The 17142-nt window shown below is 65.9% G+C and carries 17 protein-coding genes; 10 read left to right on the forward strand and 7 right to left on the reverse strand.

Annotated features, from left to right (window positions below):
* The first annotated feature begins 149 nt into the window (after positions 1-149).
* A complete protein-coding gene (locus M8R19_RS23100; RefSeq protein ID WP_249919025.1) occupies positions 150-1127 on the forward strand; it encodes an IS110 family RNA-guided transposase in 978 nt (325 codons plus the stop codon).
* Positions 1128-1427: 300 nt separating this feature from the next.
* On the opposite strand, the gene M8R19_RS23105 is transcribed toward M8R19_RS23100, so the two are convergent.
* Together M8R19_RS23105 and M8R19_RS23110 are read right to left on the reverse strand one after the other, a co-directional pair.
* The gene (locus M8R19_RS23105) at positions 1428-1646 is read right to left on the reverse strand and encodes a hypothetical protein (protein ID WP_249919026.1); all 219 of its coding nucleotides are present in this window, start codon (positions 1644-1646) and stop codon (positions 1428-1430) included.
* A gap of 334 nt (positions 1647-1980) precedes the next feature.
* Positions 1981-2916, reverse strand: coding sequence for a DedA family protein/thiosulfate sulfurtransferase GlpE (locus M8R19_RS23110; protein ID WP_116422420.1), 936 nt, complete (start codon positions 2914-2916; stop codon positions 1981-1983).
* Between the two features lie 293 nt (positions 2917-3209).
* On the opposite strand from M8R19_RS23110, the gene M8R19_RS23115 reads away from it, so the two are divergent.
* From M8R19_RS23115 to M8R19_RS23125, 3 genes are all read left to right on the forward strand, one after another.
* Positions 3210-4508 (forward strand): OprD family porin, encoded by a 1299-nt coding sequence (locus M8R19_RS23115; protein ID WP_074976520.1) that lies wholly within the window; start codon positions 3210-3212, stop codon positions 4506-4508.
* Positions 4509-4826: 318 nt separating this feature from the next.
* Positions 4827-5966: an acyl-CoA dehydrogenase family protein gene (locus M8R19_RS23120; RefSeq protein WP_249919027.1), complete on the forward strand. Its 1140-nt coding sequence runs from the start codon at positions 4827-4829 to the stop codon at positions 5964-5966.
* Positions 5967-6082: 116 nt separating this feature from the next.
* Positions 6083-7264, forward strand: coding sequence for a CaiB/BaiF CoA transferase family protein (locus M8R19_RS23125; protein WP_249919028.1), 1182 nt, complete (start codon positions 6083-6085; stop codon positions 7262-7264).
* A 2-nt stretch (positions 7265-7266) separates the two neighbouring features.
* On the opposite strand, the gene M8R19_RS23130 is transcribed toward M8R19_RS23125, so the two are convergent.
* The 3 genes from M8R19_RS23130 to M8R19_RS23140 form a co-directional block, all read right to left on the reverse strand.
* The gene (locus M8R19_RS23130) at positions 7267-7764 is read right to left on the reverse strand and encodes a SprT family zinc-dependent metalloprotease (RefSeq protein ID WP_009618490.1); all 498 of its coding nucleotides are present in this window, start codon (positions 7762-7764) and stop codon (positions 7267-7269) included.
* Positions 7765-8216: 452 nt separating this feature from the next.
* Positions 8217-8813 carry a Yip1 family protein gene (locus M8R19_RS23135; RefSeq protein WP_249919029.1) on the reverse strand — a complete coding sequence of 199 codons (597 nt, stop codon included), beginning with the start codon at positions 8811-8813 and terminating at the stop codon, positions 8217-8219.
* A gap of 161 nt (positions 8814-8974) precedes the next feature.
* On the reverse strand, positions 8975-9571 hold the full coding sequence (locus M8R19_RS23140; protein ID WP_043268005.1) for a DNA-J related domain-containing protein: 597 nt from the start codon (positions 9569-9571) through the stop codon (positions 8975-8977).
* Positions 9572-9660: 89 nt separating this feature from the next.
* Between M8R19_RS23140 and ttcA the strand changes: the two genes are divergently transcribed.
* Both ttcA and M8R19_RS23150 read left to right on the forward strand, forming a co-directional pair.
* Positions 9661-10488, forward strand: a complete 828-nt coding sequence (ttcA, locus tag M8R19_RS23145) for a tRNA 2-thiocytidine(32) synthetase TtcA (RefSeq protein WP_074976512.1) — start codon at positions 9661-9663, stop codon at positions 10486-10488.
* A gap of 13 nt (positions 10489-10501) precedes the next feature.
* The gene (locus M8R19_RS23150; RefSeq protein ID WP_043314198.1) at positions 10502-11173 is read left to right on the forward strand and encodes a DNA-3-methyladenine glycosylase I; all 672 of its coding nucleotides are present in this window, start codon (positions 10502-10504) and stop codon (positions 11171-11173) included.
* Here M8R19_RS23150 and M8R19_RS23155 read toward each other — a convergent pair.
* Both M8R19_RS23155 and ddaH read right to left on the reverse strand, forming a co-directional pair.
* Complete coding sequence (locus tag M8R19_RS23155; RefSeq protein WP_249919030.1) at positions 11170-12585, reverse strand: basic amino acid/polyamine antiporter; 1416 nt, start codon at positions 12583-12585, stop codon at positions 11170-11172. The two genes, M8R19_RS23150 and M8R19_RS23155, sit on opposite strands and share 4 nt — an antisense overlap.
* 122 nt (positions 12586-12707) lie before the next feature.
* The gene (gene ddaH / locus M8R19_RS23160) at positions 12708-13472 is read right to left on the reverse strand and encodes a dimethylargininase (protein WP_249919031.1); all 765 of its coding nucleotides are present in this window, start codon (positions 13470-13472) and stop codon (positions 12708-12710) included.
* A gap of 177 nt (positions 13473-13649) precedes the next feature.
* Here ddaH and M8R19_RS23165 point away from each other — a divergent pair, with 177 nt between their 5' ends.
* From M8R19_RS23165 to M8R19_RS23180, 4 genes are all read left to right on the forward strand, one after another.
* Positions 13650-15044, forward strand: coding sequence for a sigma-54 interaction domain-containing protein (locus tag M8R19_RS23165; protein WP_249919032.1), 1395 nt, complete (start codon positions 13650-13652; stop codon positions 15042-15044).
* Positions 15045-15057: 13 nt separating this feature from the next.
* Positions 15058-15822 carry an NAD-dependent deacylase gene (locus M8R19_RS23170; RefSeq protein ID WP_249919033.1) on the forward strand — a complete coding sequence of 255 codons (765 nt, stop codon included), beginning with the start codon at positions 15058-15060 and terminating at the stop codon, positions 15820-15822.
* A gap of 65 nt (positions 15823-15887) precedes the next feature.
* Positions 15888-16520, forward strand: coding sequence for a C40 family peptidase (locus M8R19_RS23175; protein WP_089391873.1), 633 nt, complete (start codon positions 15888-15890; stop codon positions 16518-16520).
* An 82-nt stretch (positions 16521-16602) separates the two neighbouring features.
* Positions 16603-17133 (forward strand): C40 family peptidase, encoded by a 531-nt coding sequence (locus M8R19_RS23180; RefSeq protein ID WP_249919034.1) that lies wholly within the window; start codon positions 16603-16605, stop codon positions 17131-17133.
* The last annotated feature ends 9 nt before the right edge of the window (positions 17134-17142 follow it).

Genomic DNA, 17142 nt, shown 5'->3' on the forward strand with positions numbered 1-17142 from the left:
GAGCCTGCACTGTAGATAGTCTCCTGCCTTCCCAATCCACTCGTGAGTCCGAACGGTATCTGGAGCCCCACCCCGGTGGTAGCTCGTATAGGCAAGGTTGGATGGAGTGGAGTGCTGATGATGTAAAGCTGTAAGAGGTAGCAGGAGTTATGGCCATCGTAGTTGGCGTGGATATCGCCAAGAAAACTTTCGACATTGCGGTTCTGCAGAGCAATGGCAAATACCGCACCAAAGGCAATCTGAGCAACGATCAGTCGGGCTTCAGCGTCTTTGACCAGTGGTTGCAAAAACATGCCGAGCCAGGGGCGTGGGTGGTGATGGAAGCCACCAACATCTATCACGAAGCTCTGGGCGATTATCTGTTGGCCCGGGGATATCGTGTCTGCGTGATGAATCCGGCACGTATTGCCAGCTATGCGCAAAGCCAGTTGCAACGGGTCAAGACCGACAAGGTCGACGCCAAGTTGATCGCCCTCTACGGCGCTCGGCATGCCGAGGATCTCCAGCTCTGGCAGCCGGACCCGGTGAGCGTGCGGCAACTCCGTGCGCTGGTACGGCGCTACGAAGAGCTCAAGGAGCGGTTCCAGATGGAAATCAACCGCCTGGAAACCGCCAAGAGCGACGTGGTGAAAGAGTCGATCCTGTCGGTCTCGGCCCATCTGGAACAGCAGATTGAACAGACGCTGGAAGCGATTCGCCAACATATCGACGACGATCCTGACTTGCGGGGCAAGCGCGATCTGCTGACGAGTATCGAGGGTATCAGCGACAAAACTGCAGCCCTGTTGCTGGCCGAACTTGGATCAATCAGCCGCTTCGAGAGTGCCCGGGCGGTCGTGGCTTTTGCAGGACTCAATCCGAGGCTCAGGGAATCCGGCCAACACAAGGGCCAGGTGAGGATCTCAAAGATCGGCTCACGCCTCTTGCGGGCAGGCCTGTTCATGCCAGCCATCTGTGCCATGAGCCATAACCAGGCGATACGGGCACTGCGTTTATGGCTCGAGGAGAAAGGCAAAGCGGGTAAACAGATCATCTGTGCTGCCATGCGCAAGCTGCTGCAGATCGCCTATGGCGTCCTCAAGTCGGGCCAGCCATACAATGTGGAACTGGCCCTTGCTCGAGGCTAGGTGACACGGTATCTACGGGGGAGAAATACCGTGCCTCCCGGTAACCTGTAGGAGCGGGCCCTGCCCGCGATTCGCGCGCAGGGCGCGCTCCTACAATGGGAATGGCGCGGGTGGGGCAGCGTAGGAGCGGATCTCATCCGCGATCCGCGCCGGAGGTTCCGGCTATCGCGGGCAAGGTCCGCTCTACATGGGAATGGCGCAGGTAGCACACCGTAGGATGGGTTGAGCGAAGCGATACCCATCACCCTGGCCCGATGGGTATCGCAAGCTCAACCCATCCTACGCAAGGCGCCCCGGCGTTCAGGCCCGTTCCCGAGCCGCCTCGTAGAGCCGGGCGGCATCGCGCAGCAACAGTTCGAGGCTGCCCAGGGCGCCGGCGAGGGTGCCCTCGTCCGGGCAGCCCAGGTCCGGTGCGCCAGCCAGCAGGCGCAGAGCGTCGCAGGCGGCGGAGTGACGGGCCTGGGCGGCGTCGAAGAGGTCGAGGGAAGTTGCTTCTTTGGAAATACGTAATGGATGCATGGTTGTGTCCTGACGAGAAGTGCCTTGAACTGCCCGCCTGACGCCAATCAGGGAGGGCAGACCGTACAGGTTGGCGTACCGGTCAGAACATCCGGCGCATCCGAAGATGCCCTGCACGGCCTGCCCATGACACAGGTACGACCATGCCGACGCTCGCCCTGAGGCTCGCGTCTGTTCTGATACCGGGACGCCAATCCCGCACCGCTCGATTGAGCGGCTGGGCAACGGTAAGGGCTGGTCGGCGCAACGTCAATCGATGGGCGCCGCGCTTTTTGTAGGAGCCATGTCTGCCCGTGATAGCTGTGGTGATGGGTATCGCTTCGCTCAACCCATCCTACGAAAGCCCATCGGCGCCAGCTTGGCCCTGGCTCGCCTGCCATGCCTCCAGCCCGCCGGACAGCGCCCAGGCGCGCGGGTAGCCGTGCTTGCGCAGGCGCTCGGCGAGCATGGCCGCGGAGAGTTCGTTGGGGCAGGCGCAATAGATGACCACGTCGGCCTGGCCGAGGCTGTCGGCGAGCCCGTCCAGCGGGGTGTCCAGGGTCATCGGGATGGCGCCGGGGATGCCGTCCTCGCCGGCCTCGGCGCGCACGTCGAGGATCAGCGGGGTGTCGCCCTGGTCCAGGCGTTCGCGCAGTTCCTCGACGCTGATCCTGGGAATCCGCGCGGTGCGTCGCAGCAGGCTGTAGCGCTGCCACAGGCGCCAGGCGATGAACAGCGCGAAGGCCGCCAATAACAACAGCAGGCCGCGGGTGGCGTAGTCGTGCAGCCAGCCGAGCAGGCTGTCGACGGTGTCGCTGAAGATGGCGCCCAGCATTAGCGCCGAGCCCACCCACAGCGCCGAGCCGGCGAAGTCGTAGCCGAGGAAGCGGCGCAGCGGCGTGCCGGTCATGCCGGCCAGGCTGGTGGACAGCGCGCCGGCGCCGGGCAGGAATTTGCTGATCAGCAGCGCGCGCGGGCCGATGCGCAGATACAGGCTCTGGCTCTGGCGGATGCAGCTGTCGCGCGACAGCGACACCCTGCAGATGGTGCGCAGCAGGAAGCCGCCGTAGCGGCGGCCGGCGAAGTACCAGGCGGTGTCGGCGATCAGGCAGGCCAGGGTGGCCACCGCCAGCGCCTCGCCCAGGGACACCCCGTGCCCCTGCAGCGCGAGGGCGCCGGCGACGATCAGCGCCGGGTAGGCCGGAATCGGCAGGCCCAGTTGCTCCAGCAGCACATTGAGGAAGAGCAGGGCGGGGCCGTAGCGTTCGATCAGCGGTTGCAGTTCTTGCATGGAATGGGCGCAGCGGAGGAGGGGGAGGCGACAGCATACTGCCGCTCGTCCGGTGCGTCAGTCCCCGCTGACAGCCGCTGCTTTCAGCCCATGACCGCGTAGTCGAATTTTTCGGAAAAGTTCAGCTGTAACAAAAAGTTTATATCTATGCAGTCGATCTGAAATAACCCCCCGCCAAGATTCCCCGCAACACAGAAGAGCCGCCAAACGGCTGCGCGAGACCATGGGGGCCGCGCCCTGCATGCCAGGCGCTCAGCGTGTTCAACGCTTAAAACACCATAAGGGGAATCCTGATGATCCGTAAGAACTACGCCGGTTTTGCCATGGGCGGCCTGGCGCAGGCCGTGCTCGGCGCCAGCATTGTCGTACCCGCAGTCGCTCACGCCGACTTCATTTCGGACAGCAAGGCCAACGTTGAACTGCGCAACTTCTACTTCAACCGCGATTTCCGCAGCTCCACCCAGGCGCAGCAGAGCAAGCAGGAAGAGTGGGGCCAGGGCTTCATCCTGAAATTCGAGTCGGGCTACACCGACGGCACCATCGGCGTGGGCGTCGACGGTATCGCCGCGCTGGGCCTGAAGCTGGACTCCAGCGCCGACCGCACCGGCACCGGCCTGCTGCCGAAGACCGCCGACGGCGACGCGCCGGACGACTTCAGCAAGGGCGGCGCCACCCTCAAGCTGCGCTACGAGAAGAACACCCTGAAGATGGGCACCCTGACGCCCAAGCTGCCGGTCGTGGTGACCAACGACAGCCGCCTGCTGCCGCAGCTCTTCGTGGGTAGCGCGGTCAACTCCACCCAGCTCGACGGCCTGAACTTCGACGCCGGCCGCCTGAACCAGACCAACCGCCGTGACTCCTCCAACTACGAGGAAATGACCGTCACCACCGGCGGCAAGAAGAACATCACCGTGCGCAGCGGCAACACCACCAACGAGTTCGACTACGCCGGCGCCACCTACAACTGGACCAAGAACTTCAGCACCGGCTACCACTACGGCCAGCTGGACGACTTCTACAAGCAGCACTACCTGACCCTCGGCTGGACCCTGCCGATCGCCGAAGGCCAGTCGCTGAAGTCCGATGTCCGCTGGGCCAAGTCCACCGACGACGGCGGCAGCAACGTCGACAACAAGGCGTTCAACGCCATGGTCACCTACAACCTGGGCTACCACGCCTTCGGCGTCGGCTACCAGAAGATGAGCGGCGACACCGGCTTCGCCTACATTAACGGCACCGACCCCTACCTGGTGAACTACATCCAGATCCTGGACTTCGCCAACAAGGACGAGAAGTCCTGGCAGGCCCGCTACGACTACAACTTCGCCGGCCTCGGCATCCCCGGCCTGACCTTCATGACCCGCTACGTGAAGGGCGACAACGTCGACCTGCTGAACGCCAGCGGCGACGACGGCAAGGAATGGGAACGCGACACCGACATCGCCTACGTCGTCCAGGAAGGCGCGCTCAAGGGCTTCGGCGTCAAGTGGCGCAACGCGACCACCCGCAGCGACTTCGCCCGCAACAGCGCCTCGTCCAACAAGGCCGACGAGAACCGCCTGATCCTCAGCTACACCATGCCGCTGTGGTAATGGCGCTGAAGTAAGACGTCACTCCTATGGTTTGAGCCCCGCCACCTGGCGGGGCTTTTTTTCGTCTGCGAACCGCCCATCGCGGACGGAGTTTGCTCCTACGTTGCAGGCGAACGCGGCTTTTCGTAGGAGCGAGCTTGCTCGCGAACGCCCCCGCTGCGGAATCTGTTCGCGAGCAAGCTCGCTCCTACAGGGAAACATCCGCGTGGTTTCCTCCGTGGACGAAAGCGTCAATCCAGGCTGAGCGCTGCCGTCATTGAGGCGTGGCGGGGCTGGCACCTAACCTGCCGGCACTTCCACCGACCAGGGTTCGCCAGCATGCAGCGCATACATTTCGAGACCGAGCACAACCTGTTCCGCGACGCCTTCGCCGCCTTCCTCGCCAAGGAAGTGGTGCCGCACCAGGAGGCCTGGGAAGAGGCCGGGGTGGTCGACCGCAGCGTCTGGCTGAAGGCCGGCGAGCTGGGCTTCCTGCTGCCCTGGGCCGACGAGGAATACGGCGGCGCCGGGCTGAAGGACTTCCGCTACGAGCAGATCATGTGCGAGGAGCTGGCGCGCATCAACGAGCCGGGCTTCATGATCCCGCTGCACTCGGCGCTGTGCGGGCCCTACATCGCCGAGTACGGCAGCCCCGAGCAGAAGGCGCGCTTCCTGCCCGGGATCATCCGCGGCGAGACCATCCTCGCCGTGGCCATGACCGAGCCTTCGGCCGGCTCCGACCTGGCCGGCATGCGCACCACCGCCGTGGACAAGGGCGACCACTACGTCCTCAACGGCTCCAAGGTGTTCATCTCCAACGGCCTGCTGGCCGACCTGGTGATAGTCGCGGCCAAGACCGACCCGAACAACAAGCACGCCATGGGCCTGTTCCTGGTCGAGCGCGGCATGCCCGGCTTCGAGCGCGGGCGCAACCTGAAGAAGCTCGGCATGAAGAGCCAGGACACCGCCGAACTGTTCTTCAACGACGTGGAGGTACCCAAGGAAAACCTGCTGGGCGACGCCAAGGGCGGCTTCTACTACCTGATGAACATGCTCGCCCAGGAACGCTTGACCAACGCCTGCGGCGCGGTGGCCGGGGCCGAGGCGGCGCTGCAGGCCACCCTCGACTACGTGAAGGAGCGCAAGGCCTTCGACCGGCCCATCGCGCACTTCCAGAACACCCGCTTCAAGCTCGCCGAGATGCGCACCCAGGTGGACGTGGCCCAGGTGTTCACCGACCGTTGCGTGATGGACCACAACCAGAAGAAGCTCAGCCCCGAGGTGGCCGCCGAGGCCAAGCTGTTCACCACCGAACTGCTCGGCAAGGTGGTCGACGAGGGCGTGCAACTGCACGGCGGCTGGGGTTACATGTGGGAATACCCGATCTGCCGGATGTACGCCAACGCGCGCATCCAGCGCATCTTCGCCGGCACCTCGGAGATCATGAAGGAGATCATCAGCCGCGGCATGAAGCTCTGAGGCGCGGCTGCTTCACTGGCTCTGCGCGTTCGCGGGAATGACGGGGAAGGCCCGTTCACGGACAGCGTCTTCCCCGCGAACGCGGGGATCCAGAAAACCACATCCAGGAGTTCCCCATGAAAGGCCCGCTCGCCTCGCTGAAAGTCCTCGACTTCTCCACCCTGCTGCCGGGGCCCTTCGCCTCGCTGCTGCTGGCCGACATGGGCGCCCAGGTGCTGCGGGTGGAATCGCCCACGCGCATGGATCTGGTGCGCGTGCTGCCGCCCCATGACGACGGCGTCTCGGCCAGCCACGCCTACCTCAACCGCAACAAGCGCAGCATCGCCCTGGACCTGAAGCGGCCCGAGGCGGTGGAGGTGGTGAAGCAACTGGTGCGCGAGTACGACATCGTCCTGGAACAGTTCCGTCCCGGCGTCATGGACAAGCTGGGTGTCGGCTACGAGGCGCTCAAGGCCATCAACCCGAAGCTGATCTACGTCTCCATCACCGGCTACGGCCAGACCGGGCCCTACCGCGACCGCGCCGGGCACGACATCAACTACCTGGCCCTGGCCGGTGTTGCCAGCTACACCGGGCGCAAGGACACCGGTCCGCTGCCCCTGGGCGTGCAACTGGCGGATATCGCCGGCGGCTCGTTGCACGGGGTGATGGGCTTGCTCGCTGCAGTCATCCACCGCCAGCAGACCGGCGAAGGCCAGCAGGTGGACGTCAGCATGACCGACTGCGCCTTCAGCCTGAACGGCATGGCCGGTGCCGGCTACCTGGCCTGCGGCGTTGAGCCGGGCATGGAGGCCCAGGCGCTGAACGGCGGCAGCTTCTACGACTACTACCGCACCCGCGACGGCCGCTGGTTCTCCGTCGGCAGCCTGGAGCCGCAGTTCATGCAGCAGTTCTGCACCGCCATCGGCCGCCCGGAGCTGGCCGCCCGCGGCCTGTCGCCCAAGGCCGAGGACCAGCGGCTGCTCAAGCGCGAGATCGCCATCGAGTTCGAGAGGCGCGATTTCGCCGACTGGTGCGAACGTTTCGCCGCCGTGGACGCCTGCGTGGAACCTATGCTGCCGCTATCCGAAGCGGTGGAGCACCCGCAGATCCAGGCCCGCGGCCTGGTCACCGAAGTGCCCCGCGGCGATGGCCGCAGCCAGCGGCAGATGGCCTGTCCGATCCGCTTCTCCGCCGGCCTGCCGGCGCCGAAGCACATAGGCGTGGCGGCGGGGGCGCACAGTGCCGAGGTCCTGGCCGAACTGGGCTATAGCGACGAGCAGGTGGCGGCGCTGAAAGCCGCGGGCGCGGTGGGCTGAAGCTACTCGCGGACCACTTCCCCGGTGAACACCAGGGTGGTGCGGCAGCGCCGGCAGTAGTAGCGGCGGCCCTGGGCCACCAGGTTGTGGCGCTGGGCGGAGAAGGGGAAGTCGGGGTTCTCGTCGCAGCGGCAGCGGTAGATGTAGCGCGTGGCGCGGCGCCGCTTGATCTCGTAGGTGTGGCAGCGGTCCGGCGGCAGGCCGTAGACGCCGCGCATGATCAACTGCCACTCCTCGCCATGGGGGCGGATGCGCGGGCCGAACATCTGGTGCGCGATCAGGTGGGCGACCTCGTGGGCCACGGTCTGCTTGAGGAAGTGCTCGCGGTTCTCGCGGTAGAGCTGGGGGTTGAAGCGCAGCAGGTTCTCGTCCAGGTGCGCCACCCCGGCCTTCTGCCCGCGCAGGCGGAAGCTCACTTCCGGACGCGGGAAGCGGCGCTGGAAGAAGCTTTCCGCCAACTGGTAGCAGGCTTCGACACGGGCGTTGAGCTGTTCGGGCATACAGTATTTTCTCCGACGGCTGCCGATTATGCCGGAGCCGCGGGCGTTGTGCAGGCCGCTCGTCTGCCGTGCAGGTTCAGGCAAGCGGCAGGGAGTTTCAGGCAAGGCTGGCAGGTTGCTCTGCGTAGGAGCGAGCTTGCTCGCGAACGGAGTTTGCCGGCGGCGTAGGTGCCAGGTTCAAGAGCGCCCTCTCCCCAGCCCTCGGCTGCGCGCCCCGCCCTGAAGGGAGAGGGGGCTTGTCCGTACCGGCTGATGGGCATGGTTTCAACCTGTAACTTCGCTTCCGGCTGACACCGAAACATCCGAGCACACGGAACGGTCCCCTCTCCCTTCAGGGAGAGGGTTAGGGAGAGGGGCGGACTTCGACAACGCTCTGTGGCCAAGCCAGAAACCAAACCCCAAAAAACGAAAACCGGGCCCCCAGGGCCCGGTCTGCGTTCGCTTGCCGAGGTTCAGGTATATTCCGGCCCCACCCCGCTCCCCCAGAGGATCACCGACAGCGCGATCATCGCCACCAGCACCACCAAGCCCACCGCCAGCACCGAGCTGGAGAACAGGAAGCCTTCGTCCCTGGGAATGTTCATGAAGGTCGGGATGCCGACGTAGAGCAGGTAGACCGTGTAGCAGATCGCCGCGGTGCCGATGACCATGCCCAGCCACAGGTGCGGGTAGAGCGCGGCCACGCCGCCGATGAACAGCGGGGTCGCCGTGTAGGCGGCGAACACGATGCACTGGGTCATGCTCGGGGTGGCGTCGTAGGTGCGCGCCATCCAGTGGATGAAGGCGCCCATGACGGCGACGCCGGCGAGCATCGCCACGTAGGTGAGCACGGTGAGCTGGATTGCGCTCGCCGGTGTCAACTTGACCGGTCCTGCGCTGCCCAGCACCCAACCCACCTGGGTGGTGCCAATGTAGGCGCAGATGACCGGGATGGCAGCCAATATCAGCACATGGGTCAGGTACATGTGGCTGATGCTTTCTTCTTCGCCGCGGATTTCCTGCCATTCCTGATCGGGATGGGTGAAGAGCCCCCACACATGATGGATCATCTCGGCAACCTCCTCGTTATTATGCAGGCCGCCTCCCAGCGCCGCGCCGGGGACGCATGGCCAGCGCCTTCCGGTGCCCGTCAGACTCGTGCGACCTTGTGTCGCAGTATAGGAAAGCCCCGAAGGCCGCGTCCTGCCTGGGGTTAGAGCAAATCGGAGCTTCATGGGCGGCTGTAATAGCGCTCGAGAATTTCCATCGCCTTGTTGATCGACTGCAGGCGCGTGGTGCTGCCGCCGCGGTCCGGGTGGTGCTGGCTGACCAACTGGCGGTAGCGCAGCTTGATCAGCGCGTAGTCCACCGGGCCGTCCTCCAGTTCGAACAGGGCCAGCGCGGCGGCCTTCTCGCCGTCGCCCTGCATGCGCGTCCAGAAGCTCTCCAGCAGCTTCTCCACGTCGCGCTCGGTGGTGTCGCGCAGGTTGCTTTCGTCCAGGTAGTAGTCGCGCAGCGGGTCGCTCTCCACCAGGCCCGGCGCGCCGGGTTGCCAGGGCAGCAGGCGGATCTGCAACGGGCCGATCTGCAGGAAGCCGGCCTCTTCGGCGCAAAGCTCATCGCGCAGGCGGTAGAGGGCATTGAACACCAGGAAGTGGGTGCGGAACAGCACCAGCTTGTCCAGCAGCGGCAGGTGCGGGACATGGGTGGAATGCCGCGCCTTCAGTTGCTGGATCAACTGATATTCGGAAAGGCCTTCAGGGGCCTCGCGCAGCAGTTCGAGCAACTGCCCGGCGAGGTCGAGGCGGGCGTCGAGGTCGGGAGTCATGGGCATGAGCCTAGCATCAGGCTACCGATGAAGGCGGGGTGCGCGTAAAATAACCAGCTTTTCGTCTTCCCCCCGGATTCCACAGCACCATGGCCAGCACCCTTTCGGTCAACCAGAACAAACTGCAGAAACGCCTGCGCCGCCAGGTCGGCGAGGCCATCGCCGACTTCAACATGATCGAGGACGGCGACAAGGTCATGGTCTGCCTGTCCGGCGGCAAGGACAGCTACACCCTGCTCGACGTCCTGCTGTACCTGCAGAAAGTCGCGCCGATCAAGTTCGAGATCGTCGCGGTCAACATGGACCAGAAGCAGCCCGGCTTCCCCGAGCATGTGCTGCCGGCCTACCTGGAGTCCATCGGCGTGCAGTACCACATCATCGAGAAGGACACCTACTCGGTGGTGAAGGAGAAGATCCCCGAGGGCAAGACCACCTGCTCGCTGTGCTCGCGCCTGCGCCGCGGCACGCTCTACACCTACGCCGACGAGATCGGCGCGACCAAGATGGCGCTGGGGCACCACCGCGACGACATCCTCGAGACCTTCTTCCTCAACATGTTCTACGGCGGCACCCTCAAGGCCATGCCGCCCAAGCTGCTGTCCGACGACGGGCGCAACGTGGTGATACGCCCGCTGGCCTACTGCAACGAGAAGGACATCGAGGCCTACTCGGTACTCAAGGAATTCCCGATCATCCCCTGCAACCTCTGCGGTTCGCAGGAGAACCTGCAGCGCCAGGTGGTCAAGGAAATGCTGCTGGAATGGGAGCGCAAGACCCCCGGCCGCACCGAGATCATGTTCCGCGCCTTGCAGAACGTGGTGCCCTCGCAACTGGCCGACCGCAACCTGTTCGACTTCGCCAGCCTGCGTATCGACGACAACGCCACGCCGCGCTTCGTCGACGTGATGAACCTGTAATAAAGGAAGGGCGATGCGCGACTACCAATGGCTGCACGAATACTGCCTGAACCGCTTCGGCTCGGCGGCGGCGCTGGAAGCGCGCCTGCCGCAGCCCAAGAGCCCGGCCGAACTGGCCGCGGTGAGCGATGACCGCTACCTGTCGCTGATCAGCCTGCGCATCTTCCGCGCCGGCCTCAAGCACAGCCTGGTGGACGCCAAGTGGCCGGCCTTCGAGGAAGTGTTCTTCGGCTTCGACCCGCAGAAGGTGGTGCTCATGGGCGGCGAGCGCCTGGAGAACCTGATGCAGGACACCCGCCTGATCCGCCACCTGGGCAAGCTCAAGAGCGTGCCGCGCAACGCCCAGATGATCCTCGACATCGCCCATGAGCATGGCAGCTTCGGCAAGCTGCTGGCGGACTGGCCGGTGACCGACATCGTCGGCCTGTGGAAGCTGCTGGCCAAGCGCGGCAACCAGCTCGGCGGGCTGTCGGCGCCGCGCTTCCTGCGCATGGCCGGCAAGGACACCTTCATCCCCAGCGATGACGTGGTCGCCGCGCTCAAGGCCCAGGAAATCGTCGACAAGGCGCCCACCAGCCAGAAGGACCTCGCTGCCGTGCAGGCCGCCTTCAACGCCTGGCACGAACAGAGCGGCCGGCCGCTGTGCCAGCTCTCGATGATGCTGTCGTACACCGTCAACCACTAGAGCCCCAGGCGGCCGCTGCCGACCATCCACAGCGCGGTCAGCGCCAGGACCAGCACCAGCGCGCCCAGCGCCCGCTCCCCGGCGTTGCCGAAGGCCGCGAGGCCGCGCTGGCGTCGGGCGTGGATGAAGAAGCCCAGTCCCGGGGCGTAGAGAATCATCGACAGCAGCAGGTACTTCAGTCCGGCGGCATACAGCAGCCAGAAGCCATAGAGCGTGCCCAGCGTCGCCATCGCCAGCAGCGCCGGGCTCGGCTGCCGCAGCACGCGCTTGAGGCAGAAACCGGCGCACAGCAGGTAGGGGATCAGCGCCATCGAGGTGGCCAACTGGATCAGCGCGTTGTAGCCGGAGGCGTTGAGGAAGGCGACCAGCAGCAGCGCCGAGATCAGCGCGTTGGTCAGCCACAGCGCCGGGGCCGGCGTCTCCACGTCGTTGGTCCTGCCGAACAGCGCCGGCGCGGTGTGCCCTTCGCCGCGGCTGGCCAGGTAGAGCATCTCCACCGCCAGCATGGTCCAGGCCAGCAGGGCGCCGCCCACCGAAACGATCAGGCCGACGTTGATCAGCGTGGCCCCCCAGGGGCCCACGGCCGCGGCCATCACCTGGGCCATCGACGGGTTCTTCATCTGCGCCAGCTCGTGCTGCGGCACCACCCCCAGCGACAGCACCGAGACGCAGACCAGTAACAGCAGGGTGATGACGAAGCCGAGCAGGGTGGCCCGGCTGACGTCGGCCGCGCGCCGCGCGTGGCTGGCATAGACGGTGGCGCTTTCGATGCCGAGGAAGACCCACACGGTGTACAGCATGGTGGTTTCCACCTGGCGGGTGATGCTGCCCAGCGCCGGGCTGCCCCAGAAGTCCAGGCGGAACACCTCGACGCGGAAGGCCAGGGCGACGCAGAGGATGAACAGGGCGATGGGCACCACCTTGGCCAGAGTGACGATGGCGTTGGTGATGGCCGCGTTGTGCACCCCGTGCAGGACGAAGGCGTGCATCAGCCAGAGCACCGCCAGCTCGCCGAGCAGCGCCGGCCAGGTGGTGCCGTCGCCGAAGAAGGCCAGCGCGCCGAACGAACCCAGGGCGCTGAACAGCACGACGAGGTAGCCGGCGTTGCCGACCCAGGCGGAAATCCAGTAGCCCCAGGCGGCATTGAAGCCCAGGTACTCGCCGAAGCCCTCGCGGGCGTAGCCGTAGACGCCGTCGTCCAGTTCCGGGCAGGTGGTCGACAGCCACTGGAAGACCCGCGTCAGCGTCAGCATGCCGACGAAGGTGATGCCCCAGGCGATGAGAATGGCCCCGGCGCCGGCGCCTTCGGCCATGTTCTGCGGCAGGCTGAAGATACCGCTGCCGATGATGCCGCCCACCACCAGGGCGGTCAGCGCCGGCAGGCCGAGTTTTCCTTTATCCGAAATCGACATCTTGTGCCTCCGAGACGGCAACCGGTGGCGTGGCGGCACTTGCCGCCACGCATGACACCGGCGCAGGGGAGGGGGCCCGCGCCGGCGCGACGGGCCGGGAGGCCCGCCGCTGGAGCGGCCGTTCAGAAGCGCAGGGACATGCAGCTGACGCCGCCGTCGATCTTGCGGTACTCGGAGGTGTCGACCTCGATCACCTGGTAGCCGAGGTCGGCGATCTTCTGCCGCGTGCGCGGGTAGCCGGCGGGCATGATCACCCGTTCGTTGACCCAGATGCAGTTGGCCGCGTAGGCCTCCTCCTCGGGGATCTCGACGATGTTCAGGTGCTGGAACTCCGGCTTGTCGATGAACTCGCCGGCAGCCAGCAGGTTGCCGTGTTCCAGGTAGGCCAGCCCGGTCTTCAGGTGCAGCACCTTCTCCAGGCGCACCACCGAGCCGGTGAAGCCGTGCTTGGCGAGGAGGGCGATCATCTGCCGGGCGCCCTCGGCGTTGGTCCGCGCCGATTCGCCGATGTAGAAGTGCTCGCCGACCATCATGATGTCGCCGGCTTCCACTGTGCCGGGCGCCTCGATGCGCTCGACCTTGCCCGGATAGAAGCGCTGGATGGTCTCCTCGATGATCGCGGTCTCGCCGCGCCGCGACTCGGCGCCGGGGCGGGTGATGATGGCGCAGCGCGGGGTGCAGAGCACCGGGTCCTCGACGAACACCGAGTCGGGGAAGCGCTCGTCCGGCGGCAGCAGGGTGATGTCCACGTCGCAGGTCTGCAGCGCGCGGATGTAGGCGTTGTGCTGCTCCAGGGCCCTGGCGAAGTCCGGTTTGCCCAGGTGGCTGGAGGTCAGGCCGTCGACCAGGCTGCTGGCCGGGGTGCGGGCGATGATGTGCTTGAACATGGCATTTCCTCTTGCAGGTGGATGCTTGCCGCGTTGCAAGGCGTGCGCCAGGCGGGCCGGCGTGCCGCAGACGGTTTTCCTGGCCTGGCGTTGACCCGCAGCGGGGCGGGCTCGCGCGCTTTCGTCGAAACTGGGACAGTTGTCGAAAACCGGACGGATATAAAAGGCTGGGCTGCCATGGTTGTTGTCGAGAATGCGACGGTTCCTACGGAAAAGGACGAATTGCGCTGGCTGGTGGACAGCCTGGCGCCGATCTTCGATGGGCTGCGGCAACCGGTCACGGTGGTCGACACCCAGGGGCGCTTCGTCTACTACAACCAGGCCAGCGGCCTGCTCGACGGCCTCGACCCACGGCAGGCGCTGGGCATGCACGTGCTGCAGAGCGCGCCCTGGCTGCAAGCGGAACAGAGCACTTTGCTACGCTGCCTGGCCCAGGAGCGGCCGTCCATCGACACGTTGCAGGCCTATGTCGGCGCCGGCGGCGAGCTGCTGCAGTACCGGCACCGGGCGATCCCGCTGCATGGCCGCGGCGGCCAGTTGCTCGGGGCGATGGAGGTGGGCGAGGTGGTGGCGGAATGCGCCGCAACGGACGACGAACCGGACTGCCCGCCGATACTCAGCGTCACCCCCGGCCTGCAGCGGCAGTTGCAGCGTCTGGATATCTTCGCCGTGACCGACCTGCCGCTGTTGATCCATGGCGAGACCGGCACCGGCAAGGAACTCTTCGCCCGCCGCGCCCACGCCCTCAGCCCGCGGCGCAGCGGCCCGATGATCAGCCTGAACTGCGCGGCCATCCCCGAGACGCTGCTGGAGAGCACCCTGTTCGGCACCACTCGCGGTGCCTTCACCGGCGCCGAGAACCGCAAGGGCATGTTCGCCCTGGCCGAAGGCGGCACGCTGTTCCTCGACGAGATCAACTCCATGCCCATGGCCCTGCAGAGCAAGCTGCTGCGCGTGCTCCAGGACGGCAGTTATCTGCCGCTGGGCGGCCTGCGGCCGTTGCGCGCGGACGTGCGCCTGGTCGCCGCGAGCAACCAGGCGCCGCGCCAGGCGATCGCCGAGGGGCGCCTGCGCGAGGATCTCTACTACCGGCTGGAGGTCGGTTGCCTGAGTATTCCGCCGCTGCGCGAACGCCCGGCTGACGTCGAATTGCTGGCCCGGGCCTTCGTGCGCCGCGACGCGCGCAGCCTGAACCCGCGGGTGACGGCCCTGGGGCCGCGGGCGTTGGCGCGCCTGCAGGCCTGCGCCTGGCCGGGCAACGTGCGCCAGCTGGAAAACGTGATCCGCCGCAGCCTGCTGTTGCATGGCCAGGGCGGACCGGTGCTCGACGAAGTGGTCTTCGCCGATGAGGAGCCGCGGGACATGGCGGTGGCCGGAGACGAGCCGCCGGCGCTGGGCCTGCGCGAGAGGCTGGCGGAACAGGAGCGCAAGCTGATAGAAGAGGCCTTGCGCCGGGCGCGGGGCAACCTCTCGCAGGCCGCCGCCAGCCTGCGCATCCCACGGACGACGCTGCTGGGGCGCCTGCAGCGCCTCGCCGTACAGTACCCACCCGCCGGCGACACGCTGGCCTGACAGGAACCCGCCCATGGACTCATCAATGGCCGCGCTCGTCCAAGCCGTGCAGGCCGCCGAACGCATCCTGGTGATCACCGGCGCCGGCCTCTCGGCGGATTCCGGCATGCCCACCTACCGTGGCCTGGGCGGCCTGTACAACGGCGTGACCGAGGAGGGCATCGCCATCGAGGCGGCCATCTCCGGGCCCATGCTGCGGCGTGACCCGGCGCTGTGCTGGAAGTACCTGGCGCAACTCGGCCGGGCCTGCCTCGCGGCAGCGCCCAACGCCGGCCACGAGGCCATCGCCGAACTGCAGCGGCGCAAGCCGGAGTGCTGGGTGCTGACGCAGAACATCGACGGCTTCCACCGCCGCGCCGGTTCGCCGATGGAACGGCTGATCGAGATCCACGGCGAATTGCGGCCGCTGTTCTGCCAGTCCTGCGGGGCCGAGAGCGATGAACTGGAGGAACACCTGCAGCGTCCGCTGCCACCGCAATGCGCGGTCTGTGGCGGTGTGCTGAGGCCGCCGGTGGTGCTGTTCGAGGAGATGTTGCCGGAGGCGGCGATCGACAGCCTCTACGGCGAATTGCGCAAAGGCTTCGAAGTCGTGCTGCTGGTGGGGACCACGGCGAGCTTCCCCTACATCGTCGAGCCGGTGCTGCGCACACGGGCCGCCGGCGGCTTCGTCGCCGAGGTGAATCCGGCGCCGACCGACCTCAGTTCGAGGGTCGATGTAAAAATTGCAGGACGAGCCTTAGACATTCTGCCGCAACTGATAGGTCACATTTCGCGATAAAAAACTTGCATCGGCTCGATCGAGCGGGCAAATTAGCGCGCTAATGGAACTAATGAGACACGGTCGTGCCCATGCTTAGACGCTTCGCACCCCTCGTGCCCATGAGTTTCGTCTTGCTGCTGGCCGCTTGCGCCAGCCATTCGCCAGAGTCCCAGCCGGGTCAACAGCAGGTCGCCGTAGAGCAGGCCACCCGCAGCTGGGCTCAGATTGACCACCATCAGGCAACGCTGGCGGATGTAGAAGACGAGGGGGCAGGAAATGATAACGGGAACCCGTCAGGGCGGGTTTCCAGCATTCTGGATCGCGCATTCGAACTGATCGGCACGCCGTATCGCTTCGGGGGCCGTTCGGAGAAAACCGGTTTCGATTGCAGCGGCTTCGTCGGCTACCTGTTCCGCGAAGAGGCTGGGATCAAGCTGCCGCGTTCCACGCGCGAGATGATCACCATGGACGTCCCGCTGGTCTCCAAGGAAGACCTGCAACCGGGCGACCTGATCTTCTTCAACAACCGTGGTCGCGGACGTGTGAGCCACGCCGGCATCTATATTGGCGATGGCCAGTTCATCCACTCCGCCAGCCGCCGTGGCGGTGGTGTACGGGTGGACAACCTGGACGACAGCTACTGGCGCCTGAGCTACATGGAAGCCAAGCGCGTCCTGGAGCCGGGTTACCAGGCACAACAGACGGTAACGCGCTAATCTTAAAGTTTTACTTTAAGTATTGCGCTTAAGCGTTTGACGGTGCAAAGTGATGGCATTCCTGAACAGGGGATGCCATCACATGCATACCTCCCTCCGAATCATCACCCTCGCACTCGTTTCCCTGCTGGCCGCCTGCGCTAGCCATACACCGCCCGCGCCGCCGCCGGTGGTCTACGCGCCCTCGAACAACTTCGGCGATTCCCAGGCTGCGGACGACGTGCTGATCCGCGCCATCGGCCTGGTGGGTACTCCCTATCGCTGGGGTGGCAATACCCCTGATGGCGGTTTCGACTGCAGCGGCCTGATCGGCTACGTCTACCGCGATGCCACCGGCCTGCAACTGCCGCGCTCCACCCGCGAGATGATCGGCATGCGCGTCCCAGCGATCGGCCGCGAGGGCCTGCAGAGCGGCGACCTGGTGTTCTTCGCCACCAACGGTGGACGCAACGTCAGCCATGCGGGTATCTATGTCGGCGAGGGGCGCTTCGTGCATGCGCCCAGAACGGGCGGGACCGTACGCCTGGACAGCCTCGACAGCCCCTACTGGCAGCGGGCCTTCCTGGAAGCCAAGCGCGTCCTCGCGGTACAGAGCCTCGCCCTCCACCCCTGATCTTCAGGA

This window comes from Pseudomonas sp. R3.Fl (assembly GCF_023516765.1).
GTDB classification, from domain to species: Bacteria; Pseudomonadota; Gammaproteobacteria; order Pseudomonadales; family Pseudomonadaceae; genus Pseudomonas; species Pseudomonas citronellolis.

Bases quoted from the DNA above. Each gene is read 5' to 3' on its own strand.
- M8R19_RS23180 (WP_249919034.1), top strand. From the start codon at position 16,603: ATGCATACCTCCCTCCGAATCATCACCCTCGCACTCGTTTCCCTGCTG.
- M8R19_RS23120 (WP_249919027.1), top strand. From the start codon at position 4,827: ATGCAGCGCATACATTTCGAGACCGAGCACAACCTGTTCCGCGACGCC.
- M8R19_RS23105 (WP_249919026.1), bottom strand. From the start codon at position 1,646: ATGCATCCATTACGTATTTCCAAAGAAGCAACTTCCCTCGACCTCTTC.
- M8R19_RS23100 (WP_249919025.1), top strand. From the start codon at position 150: ATGGCCATCGTAGTTGGCGTGGATATCGCCAAGAAAACTTTCGACATT.
- M8R19_RS23135 (WP_249919029.1), bottom strand. From the start codon at position 8,813: ATGATCCATCATGTGTGGGGGCTCTTCACCCATCCCGATCAGGAATGG.
- M8R19_RS23155 (WP_249919030.1), bottom strand. From the start codon at position 12,585: ATGTCGATTTCGGATAAAGGAAAACTCGGCCTGCCGGCGCTGACCGCC.
- ddaH (WP_249919031.1), bottom strand. From the start codon at position 13,472: ATGTTCAAGCACATCATCGCCCGCACCCCGGCCAGCAGCCTGGTCGAC.
- M8R19_RS23115 (WP_074976520.1), top strand. From the start codon at position 3,210: ATGATCCGTAAGAACTACGCCGGTTTTGCCATGGGCGGCCTGGCGCAG.
- M8R19_RS23170 (WP_249919033.1), top strand. From the start codon at position 15,058: ATGGACTCATCAATGGCCGCGCTCGTCCAAGCCGTGCAGGCCGCCGAA.
- M8R19_RS23150 (WP_043314198.1), top strand. From the start codon at position 10,502: ATGCGCGACTACCAATGGCTGCACGAATACTGCCTGAACCGCTTCGGC.
- M8R19_RS23140 (WP_043268005.1), bottom strand. From the start codon at position 9,571: ATGACTCCCGACCTCGACGCCCGCCTCGACCTCGCCGGGCAGTTGCTC.
- ttcA (WP_074976512.1), top strand. From the start codon at position 9,661: ATGGCCAGCACCCTTTCGGTCAACCAGAACAAACTGCAGAAACGCCTG.
- M8R19_RS23130 (WP_009618490.1), bottom strand. From the start codon at position 7,764: ATGCCCGAACAGCTCAACGCCCGTGTCGAAGCCTGCTACCAGTTGGCG.
- M8R19_RS23125 (WP_249919028.1), top strand. From the start codon at position 6,083: ATGAAAGGCCCGCTCGCCTCGCTGAAAGTCCTCGACTTCTCCACCCTG.
- M8R19_RS23165 (WP_249919032.1), top strand. From the start codon at position 13,650: ATGGTTGTTGTCGAGAATGCGACGGTTCCTACGGAAAAGGACGAATTG.
- M8R19_RS23110 (WP_116422420.1), bottom strand. From the start codon at position 2,916: ATGCAAGAACTGCAACCGCTGATCGAACGCTACGGCCCCGCCCTGCTC.